The sequence below is a fragment of the Vibrio sp. 704 genome (assembly GCF_033339295.1).
The window spans coordinates 1-17,772 of sequence record NZ_JAWOUH010000018.1; the positions used below are offsets into that span (position 1 = coordinate 1).

At 47.0% G+C, this 17,772-nt stretch carries 21 protein-coding genes; 11 read left to right on the top strand and 10 right to left on the bottom strand.

The window, feature by feature from the left end:
- The first annotated feature begins 84 nt into the window (after positions 1 to 84).
- Positions 85 to 633, top strand: coding sequence for a gamma carbonic anhydrase family protein (locus tag R7R24_RS18960; RefSeq protein WP_005379096.1), 549 nt, complete (start codon positions 85 to 87; stop codon positions 631 to 633).
- A gap of 7 nt (positions 634 to 640) precedes the next feature.
- Here R7R24_RS18960 and R7R24_RS18965 read toward each other — a convergent pair whose 3' ends face one another.
- The 4 genes from R7R24_RS18965 to R7R24_RS18980 all read right to left on the bottom strand — a co-directional run bounded on the left by R7R24_RS18965 (position 641) and on the right by R7R24_RS18980 (position 3,365).
- Positions 641 to 904 carry a DUF1488 domain-containing protein gene (locus R7R24_RS18965; protein ID WP_005379090.1) on the bottom strand — a complete coding sequence of 88 codons (264 nt, stop codon included), beginning with the start codon at positions 902 to 904 and terminating at the stop codon, positions 641 to 643.
- Between the two features lie 3 nt (positions 905 to 907).
- On the bottom strand, positions 908 to 1,741 hold the full coding sequence (aroE, locus tag R7R24_RS18970; RefSeq protein WP_053304035.1) for a shikimate dehydrogenase: 834 nt from the start codon (positions 1,739 to 1,741) through the stop codon (positions 908 to 910).
- A 101-nt stretch (positions 1,742 to 1,842) separates the two neighbouring features.
- Positions 1,843 to 2,760 carry an oxygen-dependent coproporphyrinogen oxidase gene (hemF, locus tag R7R24_RS18975; protein WP_054579451.1) on the bottom strand — a complete coding sequence of 306 codons (918 nt, stop codon included), beginning with the start codon at positions 2,758 to 2,760 and terminating at the stop codon, positions 1,843 to 1,845.
- A gap of 47 nt (positions 2,761 to 2,807) precedes the next feature.
- Positions 2,808 to 3,365: an L-threonylcarbamoyladenylate synthase gene (locus R7R24_RS18980; RefSeq protein WP_033906571.1), complete on the bottom strand. Its 558-nt coding sequence runs from the start codon at positions 3,363 to 3,365 to the stop codon at positions 2,808 to 2,810.
- 199 nt (positions 3,366 to 3,564) lie between these two features.
- On the opposite strand from R7R24_RS18980, the gene purE reads away from it, so the two are divergent.
- The gene (purE, locus tag R7R24_RS18985) at positions 3,565 to 4,050 is read left to right on the top strand and encodes a 5-(carboxyamino)imidazole ribonucleotide mutase (protein WP_005379082.1); all 486 of its coding nucleotides are present in this window, start codon (positions 3,565 to 3,567) and stop codon (positions 4,048 to 4,050) included.
- A 4-nt stretch (positions 4,051 to 4,054) separates the two neighbouring features.
- Positions 4,055 to 5,188: a 5-(carboxyamino)imidazole ribonucleotide synthase gene (locus tag R7R24_RS18990; RefSeq protein ID WP_054579450.1), complete on the top strand. Its 1,134-nt coding sequence runs from the start codon at positions 4,055 to 4,057 to the stop codon at positions 5,186 to 5,188.
- 65 nt (positions 5,189 to 5,253) lie between these two features.
- Here the strand turns inward: R7R24_RS18990 and R7R24_RS18995 are convergent, their stop codons facing one another.
- From R7R24_RS18995 to R7R24_RS19010, 4 genes are all read right to left on the bottom strand, one after another.
- Positions 5,254 to 5,823 (bottom strand): type I DNA topoisomerase, encoded by a 570-nt coding sequence (locus R7R24_RS18995; protein WP_054579449.1) that lies wholly within the window; start codon positions 5,821 to 5,823, stop codon positions 5,254 to 5,256.
- A gap of 75 nt (positions 5,824 to 5,898) precedes the next feature.
- Entirely contained in the window at positions 5,899 to 6,378 is a 480-nt protein-coding gene (locus tag R7R24_RS19000) for a DUF494 family protein (protein WP_005379074.1), read from the bottom strand.
- Between the two features lie 2 nt (positions 6,379 to 6,380).
- Positions 6,381 to 7,490, bottom strand: coding sequence for a DNA-processing protein DprA (dprA, locus tag R7R24_RS19005; protein WP_054579448.1), 1,110 nt, complete (start codon positions 7,488 to 7,490; stop codon positions 6,381 to 6,383).
- Positions 7,474 to 8,568, bottom strand: a complete 1,095-nt coding sequence (locus tag R7R24_RS19010) for a LysM peptidoglycan-binding domain-containing protein (protein ID WP_017821578.1) — start codon at positions 8,566 to 8,568, stop codon at positions 7,474 to 7,476. The genes dprA and R7R24_RS19010 overlap by 17 nt, the downstream gene beginning before the upstream one ends.
- A gap of 138 nt (positions 8,569 to 8,706) precedes the next feature.
- On the opposite strand from R7R24_RS19010, the gene def reads away from it, so the two are divergent.
- The 6 genes from def (at position 8,707) to R7R24_RS19040 (ending at position 15,076) form a co-directional block, all read left to right on the top strand.
- Entirely contained in the window at positions 8,707 to 9,225 is a 519-nt protein-coding gene (gene def / locus R7R24_RS19015; protein WP_005379068.1) for a peptide deformylase, read from the top strand.
- 33 nt (positions 9,226 to 9,258) lie between these two features.
- Complete coding sequence (gene fmt, locus R7R24_RS19020; RefSeq protein ID WP_054579447.1) at positions 9,259 to 10,206, top strand: methionyl-tRNA formyltransferase; 948 nt, start codon at positions 9,259 to 9,261, stop codon at positions 10,204 to 10,206.
- 80 nt (positions 10,207 to 10,286) lie between these two features.
- Positions 10,287 to 11,570: a 16S rRNA (cytosine(967)-C(5))-methyltransferase RsmB gene (gene rsmB / locus R7R24_RS19025; protein WP_033906577.1), complete on the top strand. Its 1,284-nt coding sequence runs from the start codon at positions 10,287 to 10,289 to the stop codon at positions 11,568 to 11,570.
- 63 nt (positions 11,571 to 11,633) lie between these two features.
- Positions 11,634 to 13,010 (top strand): Trk system potassium transporter TrkA, encoded by a 1,377-nt coding sequence (gene trkA / locus R7R24_RS19030; RefSeq protein ID WP_005379062.1) that lies wholly within the window; start codon positions 11,634 to 11,636, stop codon positions 13,008 to 13,010.
- A 9-nt stretch (positions 13,011 to 13,019) separates the two neighbouring features.
- Complete coding sequence (locus R7R24_RS19035; protein WP_017821575.1) at positions 13,020 to 14,465, top strand: TrkH family potassium uptake protein; 1,446 nt, start codon at positions 13,020 to 13,022, stop codon at positions 14,463 to 14,465.
- Between the two features lie 26 nt (positions 14,466 to 14,491).
- The gene (locus R7R24_RS19040) at positions 14,492 to 15,076 is read left to right on the top strand and encodes a DUF3157 family protein (protein WP_005379050.1); all 585 of its coding nucleotides are present in this window, start codon (positions 14,492 to 14,494) and stop codon (positions 15,074 to 15,076) included.
- A 33-nt stretch (positions 15,077 to 15,109) separates the two neighbouring features.
- On the opposite strand, the gene trhA is transcribed toward R7R24_RS19040, so the two are convergent.
- Together trhA and R7R24_RS19050 are read right to left on the bottom strand one after the other, a co-directional pair.
- Entirely contained in the window at positions 15,110 to 15,763 is a 654-nt protein-coding gene (trhA, locus tag R7R24_RS19045) for a PAQR family membrane homeostasis protein TrhA (protein ID WP_005379047.1), read from the bottom strand.
- A gap of 70 nt (positions 15,764 to 15,833) precedes the next feature.
- Positions 15,834 to 16,640, bottom strand: a complete 807-nt coding sequence (locus R7R24_RS19050) for a sporulation protein (protein WP_005379045.1) — start codon at positions 16,638 to 16,640, stop codon at positions 15,834 to 15,836.
- A gap of 296 nt (positions 16,641 to 16,936) precedes the next feature.
- On the opposite strand from R7R24_RS19050, the gene R7R24_RS19055 reads away from it, so the two are divergent.
- Positions 16,937 to 17,104 (top strand): hypothetical protein, encoded by a 168-nt coding sequence (locus tag R7R24_RS19055; protein ID WP_005379043.1) that lies wholly within the window; start codon positions 16,937 to 16,939, stop codon positions 17,102 to 17,104.
- Between the two features lie 166 nt (positions 17,105 to 17,270).
- Positions 17,271 to 17,537, top strand: coding sequence for a YihD family protein (locus R7R24_RS19060; RefSeq protein ID WP_005379040.1), 267 nt, complete (start codon positions 17,271 to 17,273; stop codon positions 17,535 to 17,537).
- Positions 17,538 to 17,772: the final 235 nt, after the last annotated feature.

A 17,772-nucleotide genomic window follows, 5' to 3' on the forward strand; every position in this document is an offset into this window, starting at 1 on the left:
TGGGTGTTTTTTATTCTAAAAAGCGAGTTTTCACTACTATTCTACCTCCATACACCCTGTAATCGCCCTGAATAAGGAAAAAAGATGAGCTCAATGAGAAGCTACAAAGGTATAAAGCCTGAACTTGGTGAGCGTGTTTACGTTGACCCAACCTCTGTTTTAGTCGGTGATATCCGAATTGGCGATGATTCTAGCATTTGGCCACTGGTAGCAGCGCGAGGTGATGTAAACCACATTCACATTGGTGATCGAACGAATATTCAAGATGGCAGTGTTTTGCATGTCACCCATAAGAACGCCGAAAACCCAAACGGCTACCCATTGATTATTGGTAATGACGTTACGATTGGCCACAAAGTGATGCTGCACGGTTGTGAGATCCACGATCGTGTTTTGGTTGGTATGGGAGCTATTGTTTTAGATGCTGTTGTAATTGAGTCAGAGGTGATGATCGGAGCAGGCAGTTTAGTGCCACCTGGGAAAGTATTAGAAAGTGGCTACTTATATGTTGGAAGCCCAGTAAAACAAGCTCGCCCTCTATCAGAAAAAGAACGAGCTTTCTTGCAAAAGTCTGCCAATAACTATGTGCAGAACAAAAACGACTACTTAAATGAAGTAAAAGACTTGAACTAAAACCCTGTTAACCGATGATGATATGGCCTTCTTCGTTGAAGGCTTCATCTTCTATTAGCTCTTCAGCCATTTCTTCTAGGTCGAATCTGTAATCAGTAAACACTTTAATTGCCGCTTGCTCAGTTTCAATCAGTGAACCACTGAGCTTTTCTAACTTTTGTTTCGTCACAAAGCACTCTATTAGTGCGCCTGATTGTTGCGCCGAAAAGTTTACCGATTGTGATACTTCATCCCATGATTGAATATCTGGGAATAAGATGGATTGATTCATCGCTTATTGACCTTCAAGATTCTTTCTTAGTTCTCTGAGAATTTGTTTGGCACCAGGACGTAAGCCACGCCAGAGCGTAAAGCTTTCCGCAGCCTGCCCAACTAACATTCCAAGACCGTCATACGCATGAGCGGCACCATTCTCTTTTGCCCATAAGTTAAAGCTCGTCACCCCTTTGCCATAAATCATGTCATAGCTTGTACTGTTAGCGGCAAAGATGGAGGATGAAATAGTCGGCAGTTCACCACTAAGAGAAGCGGATGTGGAGTTAATGATGACATCATACTCTTCATCAATACTTGCCATCTCTTTGGCGAGGATAGGACCGTGAGAGACAAACAGCTCTGCGAGCTCTTGTGCTTTACTAAAGGTACGGTTGGTAATGGTTAAAGAGGTCGGCTTTTGATCGAGTAGTGGCTTAATAACACCACGAGCTGCACCACCAGCACCAATAATTAGGATTCGCGCACCTTCCAATACAACCTGATGCTGAAGCAGATCTTGCACTAAACCTGCACCATCAGTGTTGTCACCGATGATTTCACCATCGTCTAACTTCTTGAGGGTATTTACCGCGCCTGCTAACTGAGCCCGTTCTGTCAATCGACTAGCAAATTGATAAGCATCTTCTTTAAATGGCATAGTGATGTTGCACCCCTTGCCACCTTCAGCAAAAAACACCTTCGCCGCGTCAATAAAACCATCAACAGGTGCACTTTCTGCGGTATACACCAAAGATTGATTAGTTTGACGAGCAAACAAGGTGTGAATGAATGGCGACTTACTGTGTCCGATAGGATTACCAAACACGGCATAGCGATCGATTTGCTGGGTCATTTCCTTACCTTTGTTCCTTACTTAGATATAGAGAAAACAGGGCCACCTGATTACAGATGACCCTATCACTATCTATCTATATAGAAAAGGAGATTCCGTGCTTACCACTCTCGGGCCGTTAGGTATCGCTCGTAAAGTTCAGCTTCTGGCGATCCCGCTTCTGGCTCGTAGCAGTACTCCCAGCGAGCGAGCGGCGGCATTGACATCAGAATCGACTCAGTACGCCCACCACTTTGTAAACCAAATAAGGTGCCACGGTCATACACTAAGTTGAACTCTACGTAACGGCCGCGACGATATAGTTGGAATTCACGCTCACGCTCACCATACTTGATCTCTTTACGACGAGAAACGATCGGCAAGTAAGCCTGGCAATAGCCTTCACCCACTGCTTTGATGTAAGCAAAACACTTATCAAATTCCCACTGGTTTAGATCATCAAAGAACAAACCGCCAACACCGCGAGTTTCATTACGATGTGGTAGGAAGAAGTATTTGTCACACCATGCTTTATGCTCTTGGTAAACATCGTCACCAAATGGCGCACAAAGCAGTTTTGCAGTGTCGTGCCATGATTGGCAATCTTCTTCAAATGGATAGAACGGCGTTAGGTCAAAACCACCACCAAACCACCAAATTGGGTCTTCGCCATCTTTTTCTGCAATAAAGAAGCGGACATTGGCGTGTGAAGTCGGTACGTAAGGGTTTTTAGGGTGAATAACCAAAGAAACACCCATCGCTTCAAAACGACGACCCGCTAGCTCTGGGCGATGCGCTGTCGCAGATGCTGGCATTTCTTTCCCTTCCACATGCGAGAAGTTCACGCCTCCCTGCTCGAAAACAAGGCCATCACGCAAAACACGTGAGCGACCACCGCCACCCAGACGCTCTCCTTTTTCACGTTGCCATGCATCTTCGACAAAGACGGCCTTTCCATCTTCTTGTTCTAACTGCTGACAAATGGAGTCCTGAAGTGACATCAAGAACTGCTTTACGGCGTGCTTATCGATCGCTGACATACGTTATTACCTATTACGTGAAACCTAATGATGGCTGGCTAGCAGGGTTAACCCTGTCTTAATATTTGTGAAGTTTTGGCGTCACGAATCTCGCTGGGTTTATCACGACCGCTGGTCTCGCCACGAAGAATGGCGACCAGCTTATCACCCAACTGCTCTTCGACTTCTTCCGTGGTCATACACGGTGGTAAGCTGGAGAGATTCGCGCTGGTAGAGGTTAACGGCTTTCCGAATGCATTACACATTTTTTGCACCAAAGGATGATCAGTCACACGAACCGCAATTGAATCAAACTGCCCTGAAACCCAGTTGGATACTTTATCGCTCGCTGGCATGATCCAAGTGTATGGGCCTGGCCAAGTGGCATGAACAGTCTGTAATTGTTCTTCAGTCAACTGAGATTCATCAATATAAGGCAAAAGCTGATCATAACTTGCCGCGATTAGAATCAGCCCTTTTTCTACCGGACGCTGCTTGAGCTCTAATAGCTTTTGAATTGCTTCTGGGTTATCTGGATCACATCCGACACCAAAAACCCCTTCTGTTGGATAGGCAATCACTTCGCCTTGCTTGAGTGCGTTGAGCACTTGTTCAAAGTTATCCACCGATTACTTCCTATTTGTTTGACTGTGTTGTTTTCACTAAGTGTACAAATATTCATTCTCAGACACTAAAGCAATTTTTTTATAAAATGTATCAATAGCGCCAACAACAAGACGCAAACGTTTGCTTGAGATAAAAATCCCCGTATAATGCGCACAAATTTATAGCTCACCTAATTTTTGCAGCTTAAAGGAGTTTGAGATGAAAGTCGGTATCATCATGGGTTCTAAATCCGATTGGCCAACCATGAAACTAGCAGCGGACATGCTAGATCAATTTGGCGTGCCTTACGAAACAAAAGTAGTGTCAGCACACCGAACTCCTCAATTACTGGCTGACTACGCCAGTGGCGCAAAAGAACGCGGCATCAAAGTTATCATCGCAGGCGCAGGTGGTGCAGCCCACCTACCAGGTATGGCGGCGGCGTTTACTAGTTTGCCTGTGCTTGGGGTTCCCGTTCAGTCTCGTGCACTGAAAGGTATGGATTCACTGCTTTCTATTGTACAGATGCCAAAGGGAATTGCGGTTGGTACATTGGCGATTGGCGAAGCGGGCGCAGCAAACGCCGGTATCCTAGCAGCGCAAATCCTAGGCACTCATGATGAAAACATCATGGCGAAGGTAGAAGCATTCCGTAATGAGCAAACGGAAACAGTTCTCGCAAATCCAAACCCTGCAGAGGATTAATCAGATGCATGTACTGGTTCTTGGTGCGGGTCAGTTGGCTCGTATGATGTCTCTGGCTGGTGCGCCACTGAATATTCAAATTTCAGCTTACGATGTCAGCAGCGGTGATGTCGTTCACCCTTTAACTCAACAGGTACTTGGCCATGGCTTGGAAAATGCGATTACGCAAGTTGATGTGATTACTGCCGAGTTCGAGCATATTCCACATGACGTGCTCAAAGTTTGCGAAGCGAGCGGCAAGTTCCTACCAAGTACGCAAGCCATCAAAGCAGGTGGTGATCGCCGTATTGAAAAAGCACTGCTTGATGATGCCGGCGTGCGCAACGCGAAATACTACGTCATTGAAACTCGTGAAGACTTTGAGCGCGCAATTGAACACGTTGGTATGCCAATGGTTCTGAAAAGTGCATTAGGTGGTTACGATGGTAAAGGCCAATGGCGCTTAAAAGAAGCTTCTCAAGTCGACGACATTTGGACTGAGATGGCAGAGTGCATCGCGGCAACACCAACTCAAGCGATTGTTGCTGAAGAGTTTGTTCCTTTTAACCGCGAAGTATCACTGGTTGGTGCTCGAAGCAAAGATGGCAGTGTGGAAGTGTATCCTCTGGCAGAGAACGTCCACACCAACGGTGTATTGAGTCTTTCTACTGCGATTGATGCGCCAGGGTTACAGGAACAAGCAAAGCAAATGTTCACGGCAGTCGCAGATAGCCTAGATTACGTTGGCGTATTAGCGCTTGAGTTCTTTGATGTCGATGGGGCACTTTTAGTGAATGAGATTGCTCCACGCGTGCACAACTCTGGTCACTGGACACAGCAAGGTGCAGAAACGTGTCAGTTTGAAAATCATCTGCGCGCAGTGTGCGGCTTACCATTAGGCAGTACGAAATTAGTTCGTGAAACCTCAATGATCAATATTCTTGGTGAAGACACACTACCAGAAGCATTGTTATTAATGGATGGTTGCCACCTTCATTGGTATGGCAAAGAGAAACGTGCAGGTCGCAAGATGGGACACATCAACGTGTGTGGCGACTACCCAGGAGAATTGCACCGTAGGCTGTGCGCTCTGGCAGACATCTTAGACCCAATAGCTTTCCCTGCTGTGCAAGCATTCGCTAAACAGCCTCAACACTAACGTTTGGCAGCAAAAAAACAAAAAAGGGTCGCACGATGCGACCCTTTTTAATTCCTTTGATGTATTTACCCTTGCTGGGTGTGCTGGCACTTACGGTTGGCACATTGCAATTTCACACCACTGGCAAGTTTCTTCTCCACCAACAGAGTAAAACCACACTCTTCGCATCGCCCCTTGACCGGAGCAAGGTTCACAGCAAATTTGCATTTAGGGTAGTTGTCACATGCGTAGAAGGTTTTACCAAAACGCGTCTTACGTTCAACTAAATGACCTTTACCGCATTCAGGACACGCTTGGTGCTCTTGCGACTGTTTTTCTGGCTCTGGTTGATTAATCGACTCAATATGATGACAAGCCGGGTAATGGCTACAACCAACGAACATACCGTAGCGCCCTTGGCGGAGTACCAACTCATTGCCACACTCAGGACAAGGCACACCCAACTCTTTCACGATGTGCCCATCATTGCTGTGTAGCGGTTTAATGTAATCACAGCTTGGATAATGGTTACAGCCGAGAAATGGGCCATGTTTTCCGTGCTTGAGAGTCAGCTCACCACCACATTTTGGACACGGCTCGTGTTCCAAAGCGTGTTCATGGGCAGAGAAAAGGGTGTTGTCGATTTTACTACTCATACTTACCGTTTCGTGAAAACACACAAAAAGACAAGCTCGCGTTTATTCTAGCTAAACTCGAACTTGCCCAGATGGTTAGTGAAGAATCCCTTGTTCCTTGGTGTACAACAGCTCTTCCATTAGCGTATAAGCATTTTCATTACCAGGCACATTAAACAGCACCATCAAAATGATCCATTTGAGGTCTTCAAGCTCAAACTCGCTCGTTTCTAGACCCATCACTCGGTCAATCACCATTTCGCGAGTTTCTGTGGTTAACACATTGATTTGCTCGAGAAACAATAAAAACCCTCGGCATTCCAAATCTAAACGCTGCATCTCTTTCGCTGTGTAGATACGAGTTGATGACGAAGCCATGCAAGTCGAGATTGCAGAAGAGGTGTCACTTTGCTGCAATGCGGCAAGCTCTTCTAACCAGACAAGGGCTTTGTAGATATCTTTTTGTTGGAAGCCTGCACGAAGCAATTCTTCTTCCAACTCGTCTTGTTCGACCTGTAACTCTGCATCGCTATGGATGTAGGTTTCGAATAGATACATCAGTATATCCATCATCATAGCTAGCCCCTCCCCTTTCGAATATAGCCACCTGAAACCGCAACGACATGCCCAGAGAGTTCTAACTCTAAGAGCTGCATCATGACTTCTTGGACAGGTATATTGGTCCTGTTTGCAAGAATATCAACCGGTGTAGCTTCACTTCCTACGTTAGCTAACAGCTGAGGAAATGGCAATTCTTCTTCATCATTTAACGTAGAAAATAAATCGGTACTCTGATTAATAGACCAATCAAGCAAGGACTGTATTTCATCTAAGACATCTTTCGTCTTTTCTACGAGGCAAGCGCCATGACGTATCAACTGGTTTCCACCGCAGGCATTGGGGGCATTGATTGACGCTGGCAGCGCAAATACTTCTCGACCTTGCTCAAGCGCGTAACGAGCTGTAATTAACGAGCCGCTCTTTTTCGCCGCCTCGACGACCAGTACACCAAGCGATAATCCACTAATAATACGATTACGACGCGGGAAGTTTTCTGGGCGCGGCTTGGCATTAGGCCGAAACTCAGACACCAAAGCCCCATGTTCAATAACACGTTGCGCTAAACCACGATGACGTGCCGGATAAATATTTTCTAAGCCAGATCCTAGCACCGCAATCGTCTTACCACCCGCTTGCAACGCACCATCATGCGCATGACCATCAATGCCTAAAGCGAGACCACTGGTGACAATAAAATCGTGCTGAACAAACTCTGCAGCAAACTGACGTGCATGCTGTAATCCATCAATACTCGCATTTCGACTGCCAACCATCGCGATTTGTGGCTGAGAAAGACAAGTAGGGTTTCCTTGAACAAAAAGTAGAGGTGGCGGTGCAACGATTTGTTTGAGTTGAGGTGGATAACGCGGGTCAGTCAGTGTCAGGATATGATGGTTTGTAGAAGCCTCAAGCCAGCTTAAACAAGCATCGACTTCTTTATCTGTTGAAGCCCAAGCTTGAATTTGCTTAGTTGTTAACCCAAGTTGTTGTAGCTGTTCAGGAGAGAAGTTTACGATGTTACATGGCGTGTCTCTTGCCAGTAGCTTATTCATTTTGACGCCGCCAATGCCTGGTAAACAACTCAGTTTTAACCAGGCAGCGAGATCATCGTTATTTCGTCGATTCATCGATGGTTAATTCGTCCGCCAACGGTGACACCACCGAAATATCTTGGTTAATGGGTTTCGTACTGTTAGTGATCAGTGCCAAGCTAAAGTACTCATAAGGACGAATGACCAGCAACTCACCAACTTTGCTTTGAGGCAAAGTGATTTTCTTATCAAGCACACCAAACTCTTTCTTGAACTCATCGCCGTCTTTGTAAACTGGGTGCGCGTCTTCTTTTAAATCAAACACACTGCCTTGCTTCAGATTGTCTGACGTGCCTTTATCAATCACCACGACTTGGTTAGTTGAACTAAAGCGAATACCTTCGATATTACCTAGCAACTTTGCAGAACTGCCTTGTGGCGACGGCAGCGGATAGAACGTAGTCGTGAAGTCAGTATTCTCAACCGATTGATTTGGCAACGCGATATCGTTACGTAGGATTTCTTGCATTTGCGATGTAAGCTTCAAACCTGAATAATCACTCGAAGCTTCAACGAGCTCGCCTTTGGCAATCAAACGCAGCGCGGTAATCTCTTCGGACACATCGTCACGCGAAAAGGTAGCTACTGGTCGGTAAATAGCCCAACCTGTCGCGGTCTGATTGCCATTGATATACAGCACATCTTCTGCAGTCAGATACTTACTGCCTTTGCTGCTACCCATCACTTTTGCTGCTCTGTTCAACGAATCTTTATCTAGCAACCGATCCGATTTGAGGTAAGGCATCACCAAACCTTCCGCGACCGTTGGTACGGCTTTCTTTTCTGTGATGCGAGCTTTCGGGCTCAGCTTCTTAACCGGTTTTAGGCTCAACACGGGCTGACCGTTAATCCACACCAAAGACAGCTTGTCTCCAGGATAAATTAAATGAGGGTTGTCGATTTCCGGGTTTACTTGCCATAAACGAGGCCACAACCACGGGCTATCCAAGTACATGGCCGAAATATCCCATAGCGTATCGCCCTTCACGACTACATACGTTTGTGGCGCATCATCTTTAACTGTCAGTGGGTTCGCATCCACATTTGCTACAGCGTTGAAAGAGAAAAGTAACGGCAACGTAACACTGGCAACGTTGCGGAAAATTCGATTCATGACCCTCGTCCTTGGTCTATTAAGCAGGAACCAGAATGGAAATTGGTGCAAGGATGCTGTCATTTAGGCTATAAAATGTCTAGAATTGAGCCAACAAGGTTTGTGCTGTTTCGGCACAGTTCAATATTTCGAGTGAATATGTCTGTATTACAAGTATTAACATTCCCGGATGATCGCCTGCGCACAGTCGCAAAGCCTGTTGAAGCGGTGACACCTGAGATTCAAAAAATCGTCGATGACATGATTGAAACCATGTACGACGAAGAAGGTATTGGCCTTGCTGCAACGCAGGTTGATATCCACAAACGTATCGTAGTGATTGATATTTCAGAAACTCGCGATGAGCCGATGGTGCTAATCAACCCTGAGATTCTGGAAAAGCGTGGCGAAGATGGCATCGAAGAAGGCTGTCTGTCGGTACCAGGTGCACGCGCACTTGTGCCTCGCGCTGCAGAAGTTACCGTTAAAGCACTGGATCGTGATGGCAAAGAGTTCACCTTTGAAGCCGACGACCTGCTAGCGATTTGTGTTCAACACGAGCTTGATCACCTACAAGGTAAGCTGTTCGTGGATTACCTATCGCCACTGAAACGCAAACGCATTCAGGACAAGCTAGCAAAAATCAAACGCTTTAACGAGAAGCAGCAAAACGCTTAATCTCGAACCATACCAATTAGAAGGAAGTCTACCTTGAGTCAGTCTTTACGAATTGTCTTTGCAGGTACTCCGGATTTCGCCGCCCGTCACTTGGCGGCGTTGTTGTCTTCGGAGCATGAAGTCATCGCGGTTTACACAAACCCAGATCGTCCAGCGGGTCGTGGCAAAAAAATGGCTGCGCCACCGGTAAAACAACTGGCGCTAGAACACAATATCCCGGTTTACCAACCTGAAAGCTTTAAGTCCGACGAAGCGAAACAAGAACTTGCCGATCTGAACGCCGACCTCATGGTTGTCGTGGCGTACGGTATGCTGCTGCCACAAGCGGTTCTTGATACCCCTAAACTGGGTTGTATCAACGTACATGGTTCTATCCTACCTCGTTGGCGTGGTGCGGCTCCAATCCAACGCTCTATTTGGGCGGGCGATGCAGAAACTGGCGTGACCATCATGCAGATGGACATCGGTCTCGACACTGGTGATATGCTGAAGATTGCAACTCTGCCAATCGAAGCGACAGATACCAGCGCTTCAATGTACGAAAAATTGGCTGAGCTTGGCCCAGAAGCCCTGATTGACTGCCTAGCAGACATTGCTGCGGGTAAAGCAGTGCCAGTGAAGCAAGACGATGAGCTCGCGAACTACGCGAAAAAGCTCAGCAAAGAAGAAGCACGCATCAACTGGAACGACGATGCGGCGCACATTGAGCGCTGCGTTCGTGCATTTAACCCATGGCCAATGAGCCACTTTGAGGCGGCAGAAAACAGCATCAAAGTATGGCAAAGCCGTGTGGCAGAGCAAACCAGTGACAAGCCAGCCGGCACCATCGTACAAGCAGATAAAACCGGTATTTATGTTGCGACAGGCAACGGCGTACTGGTGCTAGAGCAACTGCAAGTTCCTGGCAAAAAAGCCATGTCAGTTCAGGATATTCTGAATTCGCGTGCGGCTTGGTTTGAAGTTGGCACTCTGCTGGTTTAAGCCATACTAGGGGTTATTATCCCCAATTATACGAACTTTTAGAGGGCAGAGATGCCCTCCTTTACTTTAAGGTACTCATCATGAATGTTCGCGCTGCGGCTGCTAACGTCCTGTATCTTGTCGTCGACAAGGGCCACTCACTTTCAAGCGCTCTTCCAGCGGCTCAACAAACGGTACGACCTCGTGACCACGCTCTGTTACAAGAGATCTGTTACGGTGCGCTACGTTACCTACCTCGCCTAGAAATGATCGCAAACCAATTGATGGATAAGCCGCTAAAAGGCAAACAACGTGTATTCCATCACCTAATTCTGGTTGGTATTTACCAACTGAGCTTCATGCGCATTCCTGCGCACGCAGCTGTCGGTGAAACGGTTGAAGGCACTAAAGAGCTGAAAGGTCCTCGTCTGCGTGGTTTGATTAACGCTGTATTGCGTAACTACCAGCGCAACCAAGAAGAACTCGACCAAATGGCCGTCAGCAACAACGCTGGCAAGTACGGTCACCCAAGCTGGTTACTAAAACTGCTGCAAGAGGCCTACCCACAGCAATGGGAAAGCATAGTTGAAGCGAACAACCAAAAAGCACCAATGTGGCTCCGTGTAAATCACCAACACCACACTCGAAATGAATACCTTGCGCTGCTCAAAAATGAAAACATTGATAGCACACCACACACAGAAGCAATGGACGCCATAAAATTGGCCGCACCATGTGACGTGATGAAGCTACCTGGTTTTGATAAAGGTTGGGTTTCGGTACAAGATGCGGCGGCGCAGCTTTCGATCAACTACCTAAAACCACAAGACGGCGAACTGATTTTAGATTGCTGTGCTGCGCCAGGTGGCAAGACTGCGCACATTCTAGAGCGCACGTCGGGCAGTGAAGTGGTCGCGATTGACTGCGACGACACACGCTTGAAACGTGTGCATGAAAACCTGAAGCGTCTCAACCTTCAGGCAAAAGTGGTTTGCGGTGATGCGCGTAATCCACAAGAATGGTGGCAAGGCGAGCAATTTGATCGCATTTTGCTGGATGCCCCATGTTCTGCGACTGGCGTGATTCGTCGTCACCCAGACATCAAATGGCTACGTCGTGCAGACGACATCGCCGCATTAGCAGAGCTGCAAAGTGAAATTTTTGATGCCATGTGGACGCAACTGAAGCCCGGCGGCACCATGGTTTACGCGACTTGTTCAATCACACCGCAAGAAAACGTGGAGCAAGTAAAAGCGTTTTTAGCACGTACCGCGGATGCGCAACTGCTGGATTCTGATCCCGACCAGCCTGGTCGTCAAATTCTACCAGGCGAAGAAGATATGGATGGTTTCTACTACGCAGTGCTAACTAAAACACACGCGTAACAGCATGCTAAATAGGGCGATTGAAGTGATTTCAATCGCCTTTTTCAGATACGAGAAAAGAGTATGAAGATCATTATTCTTGGTGCAGGTCAGGTTGGCGGCACACTGGCAGAAAACCTAGTGGGTGAAAACAACGACATCACCATCGTCGACAATAATGCCGACCGACTGCGTGAATTGCAGGACAAATACGACCTGCGTGTGGTCAATGGCCATGCGAGCCACCCAGACGTGCTGCATGAAGCTGGCGCGCAAGACGCCGATATGCTCGTCGCAGTAACCAACACTGATGAAACCAACATGGCTGCCTGTCAGGTCGCGTTCACTCTATTCAATACCCCAAACCGCGTTGCACGTATTCGCTCTCCAGAATACTTGGCAGAAAAAGAAGCCCTGTTTAAATCTGGCGCTATTCCTGTTGATCACCTTATCGCACCAGAAGAACTCGTCACGAGCTACATCGAACGTCTGATCCAATACCCAGGCGCGCTGCAAGTGGTGAGCTTTGCTGAACAGAAAGTCAGCCTAGTGGCGGTGAAAGCCTACTATGGTGGCCCGCTGGTGGGTAATGCGCTGTCTGCTTTGCGTGAGCACATGCCGCACATCGATACCCGTGTGGCGGCTATTTTCCGCCAGGGTCGCCCGATTCGCCCACAAGGCACCACGATTATTGAAGCCGACGATGAAGTGTTCTTCGTTGCAGCAAGTAATCATATTCGCTCAGTGATGAGTGAGCTTCAGCGTCTAGAAAAACCGTACCGCCGCATCATGATTGTTGGCGGGGGTAACATCGGCGCAAGCTTGGCTAAACGCCTAGAGCAAACTTACAGCGTGAAGCTGATTGAGCGTAACTACCAGCGTGCAGAAAAGCTCTCTGAGCAACTAGAAAACACCATCGTGTTCTGCGGTGATGCGGCAGACCAAGAGCTTCTCTCGGAAGAGAACATCGACCAAGTCGACGTCTTCATCGCGCTGACCAACGAAGATGAAACCAACATCATGTCTGCAATGTTGGCAAAACGCATGGGCGCCAAAAAAGTGATGGTGCTGATCCAACGTGGCGCTTATGTAGACCTGGTACAAGGCGGCGTAATTGATGTAGCAATCTCACCTCAGCAAGCCACTATTTCAGCCTTGCTAACGCACGTTCGTCGCGCTGATATCGTAAACGTGTCCTCACTTCGCCGCGGTGCTGCGGAAGCGATTGAAGCCGTCGCTCACGGTGATGAAAGTACATCTAAAGTGGTTGGACGTGCGATTGGAGATATAAAGCTTCCACCTGGGACCACCATTGGTGCTATCGTTCGTGGCGAAGAAGTTCTTATTGCCCACGACCGTACGGTCATCGAGCAGGATGACCATGTGGTGATGTTCCTGGTCAACAAAAAATACGTATCAGACGTCGAAGCGCTATTCCAGCCGAGTCCATTCTTCCTCTAGGATTTTCCTATGGTCAACTTACGTCCCGTACTGTTTGTTATCGGGCTGGTTTTATCCAAACTGGCCCTGTTTATGTACGTGCCGACTTTGGTCGCTTTCTTTACCGGTACGGGGGGATTCCTCGATTTCGCCCAAGCCGTTGTGATCACGCACCTTGCCGCCTTCATCTGCCTAACGATAGGTCGAACCGCCAAGTTCAAACTCAGCGTACGCGATATGTTCCTCATCACCAGTTTGGTTTGGACCATCGCGAGTGCGTTTGCCGCCTTGCCATTTGTGTTTATCAACCACATCAGCTTCACCGACGCCTACTTCGAAACGATGTCGGGTATCACCACGACGGGCTCAACGGTGCTCAGTGGCCTAGACAACATGGCGCCGAGCATATTGCTGTGGCGCTCTATTTTACAATGGCTTGGTGGCATTGGTTTTATCGTGATGGCGGTAGCAGTGTTACCTATGCTGAATGTCGGTGGTATGAAGCTATTCCAAACCGAATCATCAGATTGGTCGGATAAAAGTAGTCCAAGAGCGAAAACGGTCGCCAAAAACATCGTAGCGGTTTATTTGATGCTAACGGGCCTATGTATTTTGGGCTACTTGATCACCGGCATGAACCTGTTCGAAGCAATCAACCATGCCTTTACTACGCTATCGACGGGTGGATACTCTACATCTGATGGGTCAATGAACCACTTCTCTAATGGCGCACATTGGGTGGCCACTACCTTTATGTTCTTAGGTGGTTTGCCGTTTTTGCTCTTTATCGCCGCGTTACGTAAACGCCGTATTGATGTGTTGGTTAACGACGCTCAAGTTAGAGGATTTGCGTACCTATTCGTATTCTCAAGCTTAGTGATTTCAGCTTGGTTAGTGATTCGAGATGGGTACACCATTTTGGATGCCCTGCGAGTGTCGATGTTTAATATTGTCTCTGTCGTCACCACAACTGGCTTTGGCTTAGAAGACTTCACCGCATGGGGCGCATTACCCACCACTCTTTTCGCATTCTTAATGATGGCGGGGGCATGCTCAGGCTCAACGTCTGGCGGGATCAAAATCTTCCGCTTCCAAATTGCAATGACGCTGCTAAACAAACAAATGATGAAGTTGATTCACCCTTCAGGAGTGTTTGTACAGCGTTATAACCAGCGACCGGTGAATGATGATATTGTTCGCTCAGTGGTGGCATTTGGCTTGATGTTTTTTATCACTATTATCTTTATCGCGGGTTGTTTAAGTGCACTAGGCCTCGACCCTGTGACCAGTATTTCTGGCTCAATCACCGCCGTTGCCAATGTTGGCCCTGGTATGGGCAGTGTGATTGGCCCGACAGGCAACTTCGCGCCTCTGCCCGATACTGCCAAATGGCTCTTAAGCTTTGGGATGTTAATGGGCCGCTTGGAAATTCTGACTATTCTTGTACTGTTCTTTCCTGCGTTTTGGCGCCGCTAAGCAGACTCTAATTAAAAGGTATAACAATGAAAACATGGATTACTCTGGCGACCCTACTTGCCGCCTCATCCACATACGCCGCCGAGGTCATCACTTTAGCCGATGGTCGAGAAGTGAAGTTGAACGATGACTTTACCTGGGAATACGTCATGAAAAAACCGGCGCAGCAAGCGACGGAGACACAAACAACAGCAAGCGTAGTTGAAACAATCGCAGCTCCTGCGATTGCGACAATTCCAGTGGTAACGAAAACCGTTGGCACGACCGTGGTGGTAAACGCCAAAAAGCCAACCATGCAGCTATCAGATTCAGGTGTGGATGTATTGATTGGTTCAGCAAGCTATCAAAGCGGTGAGCTTATTTTGCCTACATCAATCACTAACCAAAGCTCTCAATCTGTCATTCAAGTGGAAGTTGAGGTGCAAGTGTTTGATATGTCTGGTCAGCAACTGGCAAAAGAAAACGTGACTGTTTGGCAATCCATCAAGCGCATGGCGGATACCTACCTGCGACCACAGCAAGCGGAACAAGGTAAGAGCATTAAATTGGCTGTACCGCAATCACAGCAATACCAGTTTTCTGCCAAAGTGCTAGAGGTAAAAACTCGCTAATACGTGTTTAATATTCTTTGTTGAGCCTATCGGCTAGATAGGCTCAACAAAGTAATAAATCGCAAAGAAATGGCACACGCAGCCAGCCAAAACAAAGCCGTGCCAAATCGCATGGTTAAAGGGAATACGCTTCGCAACGTAGAAAATCACCCCCAGTGAATACACAATTCCACCAGCGGCAAGCAGTGTAAGTCCGCCGACATCCAAGTTAATAGCTAATTGATAAATCACAATCAACGATAACCATCCCATCACCAAATACGTCATCAAAGAAAGCTTTTTAAATCGATAGACGAACGCAACTTTCATGATGATGCCGATCAACGCAATGCTCCAAATAACGATCATCAACCCAAATGCTAGAGGTGTTCTTAAGCTGACTAACAAGAAAGGGGTATAGCTGCCTGCTATCAAAAGATAAATAGCACAATGGTCGAAGGTTTTTAGCCAACGTTTCGCTTTGGGATGAGGGATCGCATGATAGAGCGTCGAGGCCAAAAATAGCACGATAATACTCGCACCATAAATCGCCATACTGGTAAGCGTTAAAGTGTCAGCTTGATGGTCTATGGCTTTAACTAACAGCAGTATCAAGCCAACAATACCAAAAATCATCCCTATACCGTGGGTGATGGTATTGGCCAGTTCTTCACGTTGACTGTATTGAGGTTTCTGCAGCTCGGACATCAATGCGCCTATACTAGAGTTTGAAATTTGCTCTAGTATGGCACATTAGGCTTACACGTGTAAGCTTAAATTAAGACTCATGAACGGCAGTAGTTTGATCGAGATAATTGAGTACCAGTTCGCCAACTTGATCTGGCTTAGTCGTGGCAGGAATGGTCAGCTCTCGCTTGAGTTTGCCACTACCCAGTAAGCTCGCGAGCATGCCACCTTGCCCCTTGCGTGTGCGGTCAACTTCAAACCACAACTTGAGCTCTTGCTCACTGCGGTGGGCAACAAATTCTAATTCGCGCCACACGCCGTGGTAAGGTCCGTCGGTTGGCACCAGTTCAAACTCTTGCACAAATGGTAGATCGAATCCTTTCACTTCCTCGCATTCCACCTGGCGAATTCGTAAACCTTGCGCTTCAAATGCAGATAGTACCGCATCCATCAGTGGATCAGGTCGGACGGTGAGGATGTCTTTATCAGTCGGATCCAAAGCAGCAGCAACGTCTAAGCCAGTTTCTAACCATACTTTGGCATCACCAATGGTGACAGGCGTGTTCCAAGGCACATCGAGCTTAACATCGAAGGTACGCTCTTCGCCGGAATGGATGGTAAATGCGTAAGGGAGACTCCACTTAGCAAGCACATGAGTTTGAGGTACTCGGCGCATGCTGTGTCCTTCTCGCGCACCACGGTCATCAGGGGCTTCTGCGATGTAGCGGCAACAGAGTTTTAAATCAATGTTGTCGATCGCTTGTTCAGTCGCACCACCATATACATGGATCGACACATCCACACTTTGACCTGGGTATAGCACGTCTTGGTTTAAGATTGAGTCGACCTTCGCGCTCCCAATCCCAAAACTGGCAAGTGTCTTCTTCAAAAATGACATAGGCACCTCCTTCATCGAGATCTCATACTACTACTGCTGATCGTGGGATCAAACAAAAATTGCCTCGAACATCGCGACAAAATGACAAAATCTAAACAATTCAATTGCTCAACTATCGACCAATTATTACAAGGATGCTAATCTTACACTTGATATGCATGCATATCGGTATTCCTGACTCATTAACTGGATTGGCGAGAGCCAGAAGAGTGATTCTTCAATCTTGTTGGAGCCTAGCTCATAATGATTCAGGCCATTACATCGGCAATGGATATGCCTGACAGTTAGGTAAATTAATGCGCCCAACAACAGTCAGGTTCGCACACACTAATACTAGTGCAATGCGCCGCCGCAGTGGCTTTACTACTGCACCAAAGGCAAAGCAAGTTGCGCCAGCAATGACATTGGTTGAGAAGACAGCAATGATGTCGAGTGTTCCGGCCAAAGTTATCAAAGCAGCTTAATCAAAAGCGCGGCGCCAGCTGCGCTTTTTTCTTTGCGCGCTATTCATAAAACTTCAAAGACATAAAACAAACTACAGAGAAAGAGATAGTTTTTCCTATTTGGTCTTCGCAAAGCAATTTGGTACCTTTACTGCTAATTACACCTATAAATTCTGTGGAGAAAGAAATGAAGTGTCATCGCATTGAAGAGCTGCTTGAGCTACTAGAGCCTGAATGGCATAAAGATCAAGAGCTGAACCTCTTGCAGTTCATCGTTAAGCTGGCAAAAGAAGCAGGCTATAAAGGAAAGCTAGAAGATCTGACCGACGATGTACTGATCTACCACCTTAAAATGCGTAATAGCAGCAAAGATGAAATGATCCCTGGACTCAAAAAAGACCAAGAGGACGATTTTAAAACGGCGATCCTACGCGCTCGTGGCATCATCAAATAACCAGCTCAACAGCCAGTATTCTTTAAGCGACTCTCTCTGTGAGTCGCTTTTTTATAACCAAAGTTTTTAGTCCCACAATTGGTTATAACTGTTCAGCCAATTATCAGGTTAACTGTACTGATTTTTGTTGTTAAACATTGACTGCGTTAAAGAAACGGAATTGTTATTGATTGTATAATCGCCGTTCATCAGTATTTACTAAAATAATTATGTTCGGTCATCTTTATGACGGAAC